The sequence below is a fragment of the Candidatus Bipolaricaulota bacterium genome (assembly GCA_021159055.1).
Taxonomy (GTDB): domain Bacteria; phylum Bipolaricaulota; class Bipolaricaulia; order UBA7950; family UBA9294; genus S016-54.
Map to the genome: position 1 here is coordinate 1 of JAGGSO010000044.1, position 13,218 is coordinate 13,218.

Sequence of the window (13,218 nt, forward strand, 5' to 3'; positions counted from 1 at the left end):
GGTGAAGGTGGGGCTGATCCCTGGCGGGGGCGGGACGCAGCGCCTGCCCCGAGTGGTCGGAATCGGGAGGGCGATGGAGATGATCCTCACCGGCCACCTCTATACCGCGGGGGAAGCGCTCCAGATAGGGCTGATCCACCGCATCGCCCCGCACAATGCGCTGCTGAACCACTGCGAGGAGTTGCTCACCAAGATCCTCCATCATCCTCAGTACGCCCTATCGGCGGCAAAGCGTGCGGCCTACGCGGCGCAGCGGCTTCCGTTGGACCAAGGCCTTGACGTGGAGGCGGAGCAGTTTTCCACGTGCTTCTCCCACGATTATTTCCCGCGGTTGATGGAAGAGCAGCTGCGTGACGGGCGGTTGAAAACAACCCGGCGAAACAAAAACATCCAGGAGGGATGACGAGATGGCGTTTCTAGAGACAAAAGACAGAGCCAGGATCTACTACGAAGTCCACGGGGAAGGAGCCCCCATCCTCTTCTTGAACGGGATCATGATGAATACCATCAGCTGGGCCTATTTGGTGCCGGTGATATCGCAGCAATTCCAGCTGATACTGATGGACTTCCGCGACCAGGGGCGCTCCTCCCGCATGTCCGCGGAGTACTCCCTCGACATACACGTCGGTGATGTGTTGGCATTGCTGGATGAGCTGGGGCTTCCCAAGGTCCACCTCCTCGGGCTGTCGTACGGCGGGCAGGTGGCGCTGAAGTTCACCCTCGCCCATCAAGACCGGTTGCATACCCTCATCCTCCCCAACACGAACAACTACATCACCAACCACCTGAGCGAGATCGGCAAGGCGTGGGAGGTCGCGGCCGCGCTGAACGACGGGGAGAAGTTCTTCAAGCTCGCCATCCCGTTTATCTACTCCCGCTCCTTCTACGCCCGGGCGCTGGACCAGCTCCACGCCCGCCAGGAGATGTTCAAAGAGATGCTCACCAAGGAGTGGTTCGAGGCGTTCATCAGGCTATCGCACAGCACCAATAACTTCCGGGTGTCACCGGAGGAGTTGGAGAGAATCACCGTTCCGACTTTACTCATCGGCGCTGAGGACGACATCATCACGCCGGTGGAGCTGATGCGAGCGATGCACGAAAAGATCAAAGGATCCGAGTTTGTCGTGATCCCGGAAGCGGGGCACGGGGCGTTCCTGGAGAAGGCAGACGAGTTCCTGACGCTTATCCTGGGGTTTGTTACAAAACACTCGCAGTGCCGGGGCGAGCAGCCCGGCACGAAAACAGGAGGTGATGCAAGAAGTTAAGGACAGGCAGGGCAAAGAACGGACTCACAAATTCTCTAACGACAGGAGGTCAAGATGAGTAAAAAATGGCAAGTCTCGGGAAGGGTGTTGATTCCCCTCCTCACTATGGTGTTGGTCATCGGGGTGGTATTCCTCGCCGCGGCAGACGAGACCCCGATCAAGCTTGGAGCGGTCAATCCGCTGGGCGATATCACTGGTGCCCAGATGACGAAGGCGATGCAGTTGGCGGTCGACGAGATCAACGCCGCCGGTGGGGTCCTCGGTCGTCCACTCGAGCTGATCGTGATGGACAGCGAGTTCAATCCCGCCAAGGGAGCAGCGGCGATCGAGAAGTTGGTGACGGTGGATAAGGTCGATGTCCTCATCGGCGGGATGTCAAGCGGAGTTCACATGGGGGAGATCCCCATCCTTAAGAAATATCAGAAGGTCACGGTATGGGCCGGAGCTGCGTCCCATGTATGCGAGGATGCCCTAAAAGACTGCGATTGGTACTTCCATCTCCATCCCTGGGACTATCTCCAAGGAGAGAGCTACGTGAAAGGCTGGGCGGATATCGTGGATAAGTACCCTGATGTCAAGATCCACAAAGTGTTCGTCGCCTACGAGGACGGAGCGTTTGGAACCACTTCTTATCAAGGGACCGTAGCCGCGTTCAAGGATTGGGACGTCTCCGGTGAGTCGTTCAAGAGCGCCGCCCTGGGCGGGGGCGACTACACCGCAGTCCTCCAGCACGCCAAGGCCGCAAACCCGGATCTCTTCCTGTGGATCGGCTATGGAGCCGATGCACTCCCGATCATGGAGCAGGCGAAGGCGATCGGGTTTGAGCCTCCGATCTTCGTTGGCTCCCCTCCGGGGTGGCCGGTCGATTTCGGCAAGTCCCCGTTGGCCAACGACGTCGTCCTGTACGGGATGTGGGCTCCGTCAATGAAGAACGTCAACCCAGTGAGCAAGCACTTCTGGGATGCCTATATCGCAAAGTACAACGAGGAACCGGCCACCTACTTCTGCCCGCTCGGGTACACCAACGTTTACATCGTGGCGCAGGCGATCGAACGGGCCGGGTCCCTGGACAAGGAAGCCCTGATCAAGGCGCTGGAGGAGACGAAGTACGATTCCCCGCTCGGGGAGACCGTGACGTTCACCCCGTCCAACGCGATCAAGCATCAGGGGTTCCAGGGCCAGAAGATCCTGCAGTGGCAGAACGGTGAGCAGCAGGTGATCTGGCCGTTCGAGTACTCCACCGCTGATCTCGTGTACCCGTTCCATTTCGGCGGAGAGTAGATTTCTCTACCTCCATGGATGAAGCCACCCCGGGCCGGCAAAACCGGCCCGGGGTCAAAAGGCTGGGTCGAATATGGAATCTGCAACAAGATTTAAGTGGAAGTATGTTCTACTCCCGCTCCTCATCGTCGGAGTGGCTGTCGTTCTTGGGGTATGGAAGCCGTACGCGCTGATCCAGGGGCTGCAACGCGGGGGGCTGTACGCGCTGATCGCTCTTCCGATGGCCCTTATCCTCGGGATCGTTGGGATCATCAACCTTGCCCACGGCGAGTTCATGATGCTCGGCGCTTACTTCGCCTATTGGCTGAGCGTCCACACCGGGATCGATCCGCTCGTCGCGATGATCCCCGCGTTTCTGGCGTTCTTCATCATCGGCGCGCTTACCTACCTCGTGACGATAAAACCCGTGCTCAAGGCGCCGGAGCTGAACCAGCTCCTCCTGACGTTCGGGCTGGCCATGGTGCTCACCGAATTTTCCAACCTGATGTGGACGTCCCAGTCGAGGAAACTCCCGTTAAGATATGTCTATTCATCGGCGAGCATCGGGTCGCTCACGTTCGGGACGTTCGGGTTCACCTACCTCCTCGGGGCGGTCGTCGTTCTCATCGCCCTCCTCTGGTTCCTGCGCTACACCCGGACCGGACAGGCGGCGCTCGCCGTGGGACAGAATCCCCGCGGGGCGAAGCTGGTCGGGATCGATGTTAACCGTACCTATCTCTTGATCTTCAGCCTCTCCATCGCCATGGTCGCCGCCATCGGCGGGCTGTTCCTCACCGGGCACTCGATCTTCCCCGGGGTCGGAGCGCCATACACGATGAAGTCGTTCTGCCTGATCGCCATGGCCGGGGTGGGGAACCTGCCCGGAATCCTCTGGATGGGGCTGGGATTGGGAACCGCCGAGGCGTTCGTCTCTTCCTTTCAGGGCTACGGCGGCTGGTCGGACGTTGTCTTCTTCGCTCTCCTCATCGCCGTGATCATGGCCAAGTCGTACCGGAGGCACACCGCATGAAAAATTGGAGATACATCGTTTACGGGATCATCATTGCATTAGCTGTCTCGTTTCCGTTCTACACCGGCCTGTACCTGCGCCAGGTGGCGATAACGATCCTGATCTACATGGGACTCGCTTTGAGCTGGGACATGCTCCTGCGTTCGGGACAGCTGAGCTTCGGCACCGCCGGATTCTTCGGACTCGGCGCTTACACGGCTGTTCTCTTCCAGCTCGGAACCGGAGCCCATCCGATCATCGGAATAATCCTCGGCGGAGCGGTGGCGTTTATCGTAGCGCTGGGGCTGGGATTCGCCGTTCTGCGGCTGCGGGGGATGTACTTCGCCATCGTCACGCTGGCGCTGGCGAGCATATTCATGCTGATCGTGAAGAACATCCCCTCTCTCACCGGGGGGCCGGCCGGGAGGATGCTCCCCTCGGTCGTCTTCGGCGGCGACGCCAGCAAGATGTATTGGCTAGCCCTGGCCGTTGTACTGATCACCATCGCTGCATCCGAGGCCTTCCAGCGGACGCGGATCTACTTTGCTCTCACTTCCATCCGCGATAACGAGCTCGTTGCTAAATCGAGCGGCGTCGATGTATTCAGGTACCTGGTGTTCGCCTTTTCCGTCACCGCCGCCCTGCAGGGGATAATCGGCGGAACCTACGCGCAGATCTACGGGTTCGTCTCTCCCGAGGAGACGTTCAACGTCAACTTCCTCCTCCTCCCATTGGCGATGGCGCTGCTGGGCGGGATCTACAGCACAGCCGGGCCGATCGTCGGCGCGCTGGTCCTCGGGGCACTGGGAGAGTACCTAAAACTGCAGATTCCCTATGGGCATCGACTCGTCTACGGGGTGATCATCATCGTCGTCATGCTGTTCATGTCGCGCGGGATCGTGGGGACGATCCGGGCGCTCACCCGCCGCGGGCAGGATAGGAAGGCCGTCCCATGAGGAAAAGTGAGTATCGGATTTATGGTCGGAGGTCCAACCAATGCCCATTCTGAGAACTGATGCCCTGACCATCCGCTTCGGCGGGTTGGTCGCACTCGACGGAGTGGATCTGGAGCTTGGAAAAGATGAAATCCTGGGGATAATCGGCCCCAACGGAGCGGGGAAGAGCACCTTCATCAACGTCGTCTCCGGGGTGTATCCTCCATCGAGCGGGAGGGTGTTCTTCGACGGGAGGGATGTCACCTCACTCCCGGCACATGCCAGGTGCAGGCTGGGGATCGGGAGAACCTTCCAATTAATCCATCCGCTCACCGATCTGAACGCGCTTCAGAACATCATGGTCGCCGCTCTGTTCGGCCGCGGCATGAACCTGCGCGAGGCGCGCAAGGAGGCGATCGCGATCGCCGATTTTCTCGGCCTTCCCAACCCGGAGCGCGACGTATCGAGCCTCACCGCCCTGGAGATCAAAAAGATGGAGATCGCCCGCGCCCTGGCGTCCCGGCCCAAGGTGCTGTTCCTTGATGAAGTCATGGCCGGCCTCAACATCGACGAAACCGATGAGATCATCGATGCCGCCCGCGAGATCCGCGCGCGTGGAGTCGCGCTCTGTGTCGTCGAGCACGTGATGAGCGTCATCCGCAAGCTGACCGATCGGGTGGTCGTTCTGGACGGCGGGAAGGTGATCGCAGACGGCCCGTACGAACAGGTCTCCAGCAATGAACGGGTGATCAGCGCCTATCTCGGGGAGGAGGATTAGATGCTTCGGGTGGAGAAGATCAACAACTTCTACGGCAAACAACACGTGTTGTGGGATCTATCGCTTGAGGTCGGGGAAGAGTGCGTCGGGCTGTTCGGTCCCAACGGTGCGGGAAAGACCACGCTCGTAAACGCGATCCTGGGAGTCGCCCGACCAGCCAATGGGACGATCACCTTCCTGGGGAAGCCGATCCACCACCTACCCACGCACCGGATCGTCCGCAGTGGAATCGCCGTAGTCCCACAGGAGCGGGAGCTGTTTCCGTTCATGTCCGTACGAGGGAACCTGGAGGCGGGGGCAGCCTATGTCCCAAACGGCAGAGAACGAATGGAGGAACGGCTGCAGATGGTGTTTGAGATGTTCCCTGTCTTGCAGGCACGGGTGCGACAGCGTGCCGGCACGCTCAGTGGGGGGGAGCAGCGGATGCTGGCGATCGCCCGTGCTCTGATGGCCAACCCGAAGCTCATCATCCTCGACGAGCCGTCCCTGGGGCTGCAGCCGTCGCTGGTATCCGAGCTGTTCCGCAAGCTGCAGGAGATCAAGACGAAGGTGGCCGTCCTCGTCGCGGAACAGAACGTATACCAGGCACTGAAGGCGGTCGACCGTGGATACGTGATCGAGAACGGCCGGATCGTGTTGGAAGGGGATACCGAGGAGCTGTCGGGGAACGACCACATTCGGAAGTCCTACCTTGGCCTGTAACTAGAATCAGGGGGAAATATGAAAGCACTTCTGATCAGCGGAAGCCCGCGGGAGGAAAGCAATACCGAAGCGTACCTGCGCACAGCTCAGGAGACGCTCGCGGAAAACGGCGTGGAGACAGAGATTGTCACCCTCGTCGAGAAGACGATAAACCCGTGCAAGGCATGTTATATGTGCTGGCAGGCGAAGAGCTACGAATGCCAGCAGCATGGGGATGACTTTCATCCGCTGTTTGGGAAGATGGTAGCCGCCGATGCAATCATCGTCGGAACTCCGGTTCACTACAGTGCGGTCCATCCCTCGCTGTGGTCACTGCTCGTGCGGGCGAGCTTCCCCGGGATACGAGATCATCCGCACAGCGGGCCCCGCCTGTTCGACAGGAAGATCGGCGGTCCGATCACCGTAGCGCGGCGGGCGGGGCAGAACTTCGCGCTCGCGCAGCTTCTGCTCTGGTTCAACCTCAATAACTTCGTCATCCCCGGCTCGATGTACTGGAATGTAGGAGTGGCCCGCAGCATCGGCGACGCGGCCAAGGACGAGGAAGGGATGGACATCGTCAAGCAGTTTGCTGAAAACGTCGCCTGGCTGTTGGAGAAAACATGCGAGCAAAAAAGCAAGAAAGGAGATGAGTGAAATGGTGGAAAATCCGATCGCAAGCGTTTACCCCGGCTATGGTACGGTCTACAACATCGCGAACATCATCGCGAACAACGCGTCGCACTGCGGATTTCCCGATAAGACAGCCGTGATCGATACCGGCAAACAGGAGAACAAGAGGTTCTCCTACGCCGCGCTGAACGCCCGCGCCAATCGACTCGCCCATGCCCTCACCGGGGCCGGCGTAGAGAAAGGGGATCGGGTCTTTGTCCTCCTCCCCAACCGGGTGGAGACGATCGAGACGATCCTCGCCTGCTTCAAGATCGGGGCGATATACACCCCGGCGAACTTCCGGCTGGCGGCCGAGGAGCTGAAATTCCTCATCGGTGACACCACCCCGAAGATCCTGATCTACGACACCGAATACAGCGAGAAGGTGGCAGAGATCCTGAACCAGTACCCTGATCTAAGTGCAGTGGAACTCGGCGGCCCGACGATCGAAAAGGCTGTCGAATACCACGCGTTCACCGCCGATATGCCGGAGACGAACCCCGGGGTGGTGACCGCGCCGGACGACGTGTGTATGATCCTGTTCACCGCTGGGACCACCGGGATGCCGAAGGGGGTGAAGCTCACCCACAGAGGGACCTTCTTCGCCTCACTCTACAACGGCATCTCCGCTTCACTCACCCGGGACGACGTCTACTTCGGCACATCCCCGCTGTTCCACTCCGGTGGGATCACGGTCTTCCAGATGTACATGCTGATGATCGGGGGGACGATCGTGCTCGAACCCCGTTGGTCCCCGGAGGATGCGCTTGAGATCATCAAGGAGTTCGGGGTTACCTACCACTTCGGGATCGCCACGCAGCTCAAGATGCTGGTGCAGGTGGACGGCTGGGAGGATTACGTCGGCTCCCTCCGCGCGGTGAACGGAGGGGGAGAGCCGCAGCCGGAGGAGCTGAAGCGGGCGTTCATCGATCGCGGGATCGCCTACGTGAGCGGATACGGCCTGACTGAGACCGGAGCCACCGGACTCAACTGGCCGGCGCGTACCCCCGACGACCCGACCTTGACCAGGGGGAGCGAGTGCATGGGGAAGCCGCCCGGTTTTCTTGAGCTCAAGGTCGTGGACACGACCGGCGCGGAGCTCGGTCCAAACGAGGTCGGCGAGATCATCATCCGGCGTGAGCCAACCGGAGCAGCCGGATACTGGAACCGACCGGAGGACGAGGCGAAGAAATTCCGGGGGGATTGGATATTCACCGGCGACTTGGGAAAGAGGGACGAGGACGGGTACTTCTACGTCCTCGGCCGGGCGGACGATATGATCATCAGTGGGGGTGAGAACATCTACCCCGCCGAGATCGAGCGGGCGATCCTCACCCATCCCAAGGTGGCGAACGTCGTCGTCGTCCGGGGGAAGCATCCCAAGTGGGGGCAGACCCCCAAGGCGATCATCGTCCCCAAACCGGGCCAGACGCTGACCGAGGAAGAGATCATTGCGCACGTCGAGAAGCTGCTCGCTTCGTTCAAGAAGCCGCGCAAGATCGTGTTCGTCGACTCCCTCCCCAAGGCCGCGACCGGGAAGATCGACAAGCGCAAGATCAAGGAGATGTACGAGGAGAAATAGGCCCTATCCGGAGAGGAGGCGGAGGAACCACCCAATAGCAGGGAGGGAGTACAGGGCCCGATACGCCCTCTCCGCCCGCTGCACCGCCTCCAGGTAGGCGGCAGTCTCCGGGTAGACCCCCTCATTCCCCTTCGCCCAGCGTTCGGCCGCCCCGGGACCGGCGTTGTACGCGAGGAGGGCAGTGGCCACGTCGCCGCTGAACCGATCGAGGAGGTAGCGCAGGTACCAGGTCCCAAACCGGACGTTTGTCTCGGGTTCGTACAGGTCAGTCGGGGTGAACCCGGTCATCCCGATCTTCCCGGCGATCCACTCCCCGGTTGCCGGGGTGATCTGCATCAATCCGATCGCTCCGGCCGGGGAGACCGCCCGGGCGCGGAACCGGCTCTCCGCCCGGATCACCCCGAACACAAGATACGGATCGAGTCCTTGCGCCGTCGAGTAGTCGGTGATCATCCCCTCGTAGCGCAGGGGGTAGAGGATGGTTGCTCCTAGCCCCACCCCCGCGACGAGGACAAGCACGATGGTTCCCCATACGATCCAGCTTCGGTATGCGCTCCTTCTCATCATCCCCTATAATACCAGCTTGAGGCGATACGAGTGATCGGACAAGAGCAGGTGACGGTCCGATGAGGGTATTTTTGCGCCGTCTGTGGGATACGTTCACGAGCGGCCTTCTGGCCATCCTCCCCATCGGGCTGACTGTCTACATCCTTTGGTCCCTCTACCGGATGCTGGACGGGCTGGTGGGGAGGAGTACCCCGTTCGGGGAGATGGTAGTCCGCGCCCTCGGAAGGTGGATCCCGGGGATGGGAATCTACATCCTGTTGATCCTCATCTTGATCGTCGGGCTGATCACCCGCAACTTCCTGGGACGGGCCGTGCAATACTACCTCGACCGGCTGTTCTCGTCCGTCCCTGGGGTGCGGGGGATGTACGTGGCGTTCAAGCGGTTCTCCCATGCTCTGCTGGCGCACGACAGCACATCGTTCAAGAAGGTGGTGATGTTCGAGTACCCGCGGGATGGGATCTGGATCATCGGGTTGGTGACGAACGAGGAGGTGGGAAAGCTCGAGGAGAAGACGGGCAAGGATTCGCTCCTCGTCTACGCTCCCACTGCTCCTAACCCCCTCTCCGGAATGATGCTCGTCGTCCCGCGGGAGAAGGTGACCTACCTGGACATGCCGGTGGAGGACGCCCTATCCATGATCATTTCGAGTGGATCGGCCCTCCCCACGAGCCTGGAGACGGAACAGCAGGACGATGAAGAGTTGCAGCATCCGTGGTTCAAACCGTTTGCCCACAAACGGCGTAAGGAGTGATTATGGCGATATTCAAGGATAAGAAGTACTTCCGCGTTGACCTCACCCGGGAGCCGGACGAGTCCCTGTGGATGCGCTGCAAGTCGTGCGGGGAGCTCGTGTTCAAGCGGCGGGTGCGGGAGAACAACAACATCTGCCCCAACTGCGGAGCGTACTTCTTCCTCACGGCACGGGAGCGGTTAGAGTCCCTGATCGATGACGGGACGTTCGTCGACATCTCCAAGCCGATCGTTGCCGACGACCCACTCGGGTTCAGCGACACCAAGCCCTATCCGAAGCGGGTCGAGGAGGCACAGGAGAAGACAGGGCTGCCGAGCGCGATCATCCTTGGGAGCGCGACTGTGACCGAGATTCCGGTGGTGATCGGGGTGATGGAGTTTCAGTTCATCGGCGGAAGCATGGGATCGGTGATGGGGGAGCAGATCTGTCACGGGATGGAGGAGGCGATCCGCCGCCGCGTCCCGTTCGTCCTCGTCTCCTCGTCCGGCGGGGCGCGGGTGCAGGAGGGGATATTCTCTCTGATGCAGATGGCAAAGGTGTCGACGGTCCGCACTCGCCTGGCTGAGGAAGGGATCCCGTTCATCTCGATCATGACCTACCCGACGACCGGCGGGGTTCTGGCGTCGATCGCCTCCCTCGGGGATGTGATCATTGCCGAGAAGGGAGCGACGATCGGGTTCGCCGGTAGACGGGTGATCCGGGACACGATCGCCGAGGAGCTTCCGGAGAACTTTCAGACCGACGCGTTCGCCCTTGCCCATGGAGCGATCGATAGGGTAGTACCACGGGAGGAGCTGAAGAACGAGCTCGGCCGGCTCCTCTCGTTGTTCGTGGAGGCAGGATGAGCGACGAACAGACACTCGACCTTCTCGAAGCCAAGATCAAGGAGCTGCGCGAGCTGAACAAGATCGATGGGATCGACCTCTCGGCCGAGATCGCCCGGCTGGAAGAGAAGCTCATCGCTCTGCGCAAGGAGCTCTACAGCAACATGTCCGAGTGGGAGCGGGTGAAGCTCGCCCGCCATCCGGACCGGCCGTACGCCCTCGACTACATCAGGATGATCTTCGAGGACTTCTACGAGCTGCACGGTGACCGTCTCTCCGGGGACGATCCGGCGATCGTCGCCGGGCTCGCCCGCCTCGACGGAACCACAGTCGCGGTCATCGGGCAGCAGAAGGGCCGGTCGATGGAGGAGAACAAGCTGCGCAACTTCGGGATGCCGCGGCCGCAGGGCTATCGCAAGGCGCGGCGGATCATGCGCCTCGCCGAGCGGTTCTCGTTCCCGGTGATCACCCTGATCGACACCCCCGGGGCCTACCCCGGCCTTGCCGCCGAGGAGAACAACGTCGGGGAGGCGATCGCGGTGAACCTGGAGACGATGGCGCAGTTGCGCACCCCGATCATCAGCGCGGTGATCGGGGAAGGGGGCTCGGGGGGAGCGATCGCAATCGGGCTCGCCGACCGGATCCTGATGCTGGAGAACGCGATCTACTCGGTGATCAGCCCCGAGGGCGCGGCGGCGATCCTGTGGAAGGACAAGGAGCGGGTGCGGGAGGCGGCAGCCGCGTTAAACCTGACCGCCCCGCGCCTGCACGAGCTCGGGGTGATCGACGAGGTCGTACCCGAACCCCTCGGCGGAGCGCACAAGGATCCGGCCAAGACCGCTGCTGCCCTCAAGGACGCATTCCTCCGCCATCTGGGCGAACTCGTGGAGCTATCGCCCGACGCGCTTCTGAAGTCGCGCTACGACCGCTATCGCGGGATCGGACGCTACCGCACCCTCACCGACCGCTGAGGAGCCGCTTTGCCACCGCAGCGACGTGCTCTGGGGTGATCCCGAACTTCTCCATTACGACCGGGCCCGGGGCGCTCGCTCCGAACCGGTCGACCCCGACGACCGCACCCGCCGTCCCCACGTACCGGGTCCAGCCGAGGGTGGCTCCGGCCTCGACCGCCACGCGGGCCGTGACCTGGGGCGGGAGGACGGAATCGCGGTAGTCCGGTGGCTGACGCTCGAACAGCTCGAAGCTCGGGAGGGATACGACGCGGACGCCGATCCCCTCTCCGGCCAGCTTCCTCCCTGCAGCGAGGGCGACGTGGACCTCGGAGCCGGTCCCGATCAGGATCACCTGCGGATCACCCGACCCCCACAGCACGTATCCCCCCTTCTTCAGCCCCTCTGCCGGGGCGAGGTCACTCCGATCGAGGGTGGGGACGCGCTGGCGCGTGAACACGAGGACTGTCGGGCCGGACGAATCCGCGATCGCCACCTCCCAGGCGACCCGCACCTCGTTCGCGTCCGCCGGGCGGATCACGGTCAGGTTCGGGATCAACCGCAGGCTCATCACCTGCTCCACCGGCTGGTGGGTCGGGCCGTCCTCCCCCACCCCGATCGAATCGTGGGTGAACACAAAGACCGTGCGCAGCTTGCTCATCGCCGCGATCCGGATCGGAGGGCGCATGTAGTCGGAGAAGACGGTGAACGTAGCGGTGTAGGGGATGAACCCGCCGTGATAGGCAAGGCCGTTGGCGATCGCCCCCATCGCGTGCTCCCGCACTCCGAAGTGGATGTTCCGCCCGGAGTAGCCCCACTCTCCCCCGACCGCGCCCTGGACGTCCGCGTGCGGCGCGTCCGGCGGCTCGAAGTCCCCTTCTCCCTTCAGCCAGGTGTAGGTAGACGGGTTGAGATCGGCCGAACCGCCGACGAGCTCGGGGACACTCACCGCGAGCGCCTGCAGGACCGCCTCCGACGCCTTGCGGGTGGCGAGCCCCTTCGGGTCCGAGGAGAACTCGGGTAGGTTCCTCTCCCAGTTCTCCGGGAGGTCCCCCTGCATCCGGCGGGTGAACTCGGCCGCGAGGGAGGGATACGCCTGTCGGTATCGTTCGAGGTTAGTCTCCCACTCGACCCGCAGCTCCTTCCCCCGCTCCTTGAGCGAGGAGAAATGCTCCCGCGCCTCGTCCGGTATGTGGAACATCGGCTCGGTCGGCCAGCCGAGCGCCTCCTTGGTGGCGCGCAGCTCATCCTCCCCGAGCGGGGCCCCGTGCACCTTGTATGTCCCCTGCTTGTGCGGTGCCCCGTACCCGATCACGGTCCGTACCCGAATCAGGGACGGGCGGTTCGTCTCCGCCTTCGCCGCTGTGATCGCGGCGTCGATCGCGTCGAGATCGTTCCCGTCGGCCACATACTGGGTGTGCCAGCCGTATGCCCGGAACCGGGCCTCGACGTCCTCGGAGAAGTCGAGATCGGTCGCCCCGGCCAGCGTCACCCGGTTTGAATCATAAAGGACGATCAGCTTCCCCAGCCGCAGGTGCCCGGCGAGGGAGCACGCCTCGCTCGCCACTCCCTCCATCAGGTCGCCATCCGAGGCGAGGACGTAGGTGTAGTGGTCGACGATCTCGTGTCCGGGCCGGTTGTAGCGGGCTGCGAGGTGCGCCTCTCCGATCGCCATCCCAACCGCATTCGAGATCCCCTGGCCGAGCGGTCCGGTCGTCGCCTCCACTCCCGGAGTGAGCCCGAACTCCGGATGACCGGGGGTGCGGCTCCCCCACTGGCGGAACGCCTTCAGCTCCTCCAGCGGCAGGTCGTAGCCGAACAGATGGAGGAGGGAGTAGAGGAGGGCAGAGGCGTGACCTCCGGACAGGACGAACCGGTCCCAATCCGGCCAATTAGAACCGGTTGGACCGTGGCACAGACGACAGAACCAGTTCGATGTAACTCAC

At 62.2% G+C, this 13,218-nt stretch carries 14 protein-coding genes; 12 read left to right on the plus strand and 2 right to left on the minus strand.

Annotation, left to right across the window (positions count from 1 at the left end; translation table 11 throughout):
* The 9 genes from J7J55_02275 to J7J55_02315 form a co-directional block, all read left to right on the plus strand.
* Positions 1–403 (plus strand): enoyl-CoA hydratase/isomerase family protein (locus tag J7J55_02275; GenBank protein ID MCD6141532.1); only part of this gene is annotated, 403 nt, incomplete at its 5' end.
* Between the two features lie 4 nt (positions 404–407).
* Positions 408–1,265, plus strand: coding sequence for an alpha/beta hydrolase (locus J7J55_02280; GenBank protein MCD6141533.1), 858 nt, complete (start codon positions 408–410; stop codon positions 1,263–1,265).
* Positions 1,266–1,352: 87 nt separating this feature from the next.
* Positions 1,353–2,546 carry an ABC transporter substrate-binding protein gene (locus J7J55_02285; GenBank protein MCD6141534.1) on the plus strand — a complete coding sequence of 398 codons (1,194 nt, stop codon included), beginning with the start codon at positions 1,353–1,355 and terminating at the stop codon, positions 2,544–2,546.
* A gap of 73 nt (positions 2,547–2,619) precedes the next feature.
* On the plus strand, positions 2,620–3,555 hold the full coding sequence (locus tag J7J55_02290) for a branched-chain amino acid ABC transporter permease (protein ID MCD6141535.1): 936 nt from the start codon (positions 2,620–2,622) through the stop codon (positions 3,553–3,555).
* Positions 3,552–4,490, plus strand: coding sequence for a branched-chain amino acid ABC transporter permease (locus tag J7J55_02295; protein MCD6141536.1), 939 nt, complete (start codon positions 3,552–3,554; stop codon positions 4,488–4,490). Before J7J55_02290 ends, J7J55_02295 begins: the two co-directional genes overlap by 4 nt.
* A gap of 40 nt (positions 4,491–4,530) precedes the next feature.
* The gene (locus tag J7J55_02300) at positions 4,531–5,247 is read left to right on the plus strand and encodes an ABC transporter ATP-binding protein (GenBank protein MCD6141537.1); all 717 of its coding nucleotides are present in this window, start codon (positions 4,531–4,533) and stop codon (positions 5,245–5,247) included.
* The gene (locus J7J55_02305; protein MCD6141538.1) at positions 5,248–5,949 is read left to right on the plus strand and encodes an ABC transporter ATP-binding protein; all 702 of its coding nucleotides are present in this window, start codon (positions 5,248–5,250) and stop codon (positions 5,947–5,949) included. It abuts the gene before it with no gap.
* Between the two features lie 18 nt (positions 5,950–5,967).
* The gene (locus J7J55_02310; GenBank protein MCD6141539.1) at positions 5,968–6,582 is read left to right on the plus strand and encodes a flavodoxin family protein; all 615 of its coding nucleotides are present in this window, start codon (positions 5,968–5,970) and stop codon (positions 6,580–6,582) included.
* 1 nt (position 6,583) lies between these two features.
* On the plus strand, positions 6,584–8,179 hold the full coding sequence (locus J7J55_02315) for an AMP-binding protein (protein ID MCD6141540.1): 1,596 nt from the start codon (positions 6,584–6,586) through the stop codon (positions 8,177–8,179).
* 3 nt (positions 8,180–8,182) lie between these two features.
* Here J7J55_02315 and J7J55_02320 read toward each other — a convergent pair whose 3' ends face one another.
* Complete coding sequence (locus J7J55_02320) at positions 8,183–8,743, minus strand: lytic transglycosylase domain-containing protein (GenBank protein ID MCD6141541.1); 561 nt, start codon at positions 8,741–8,743, stop codon at positions 8,183–8,185.
* Between the two features lie 62 nt (positions 8,744–8,805).
* Here J7J55_02320 and J7J55_02325 point away from each other — a divergent pair, with 62 nt between their 5' ends.
* From J7J55_02325 to J7J55_02335, 3 genes are read left to right on the plus strand one after another with little or no spacing between them, the layout of a single operon-like run.
* Positions 8,806–9,498, plus strand: a complete 693-nt coding sequence (locus tag J7J55_02325) for a DUF502 domain-containing protein (GenBank protein MCD6141542.1) — start codon at positions 8,806–8,808, stop codon at positions 9,496–9,498.
* Between the two features lie 8 nt (positions 9,499–9,506).
* Positions 9,507–10,343: an acetyl-CoA carboxylase, carboxyltransferase subunit beta gene (accD, locus tag J7J55_02330; protein MCD6141543.1), complete on the plus strand. Its 837-nt coding sequence runs from the start codon at positions 9,507–9,509 to the stop codon at positions 10,341–10,343.
* A complete protein-coding gene (locus tag J7J55_02335) occupies positions 10,340–11,293 on the plus strand; it encodes an acetyl-CoA carboxylase carboxyltransferase subunit alpha (protein MCD6141544.1) in 954 nt (317 codons plus the stop codon). Before accD ends, J7J55_02335 begins: the two co-directional genes overlap by 4 nt.
* Here the strand turns inward: J7J55_02335 and tkt are convergent.
* Positions 11,280–13,190, minus strand: coding sequence for a transketolase (gene tkt, locus J7J55_02340; protein MCD6141545.1), 1,911 nt, complete (start codon positions 13,188–13,190; stop codon positions 11,280–11,282). The two genes, J7J55_02335 and tkt, sit on opposite strands and share 14 nt — an antisense overlap.
* Positions 13,191–13,218 lie beyond the last annotated feature (28 nt).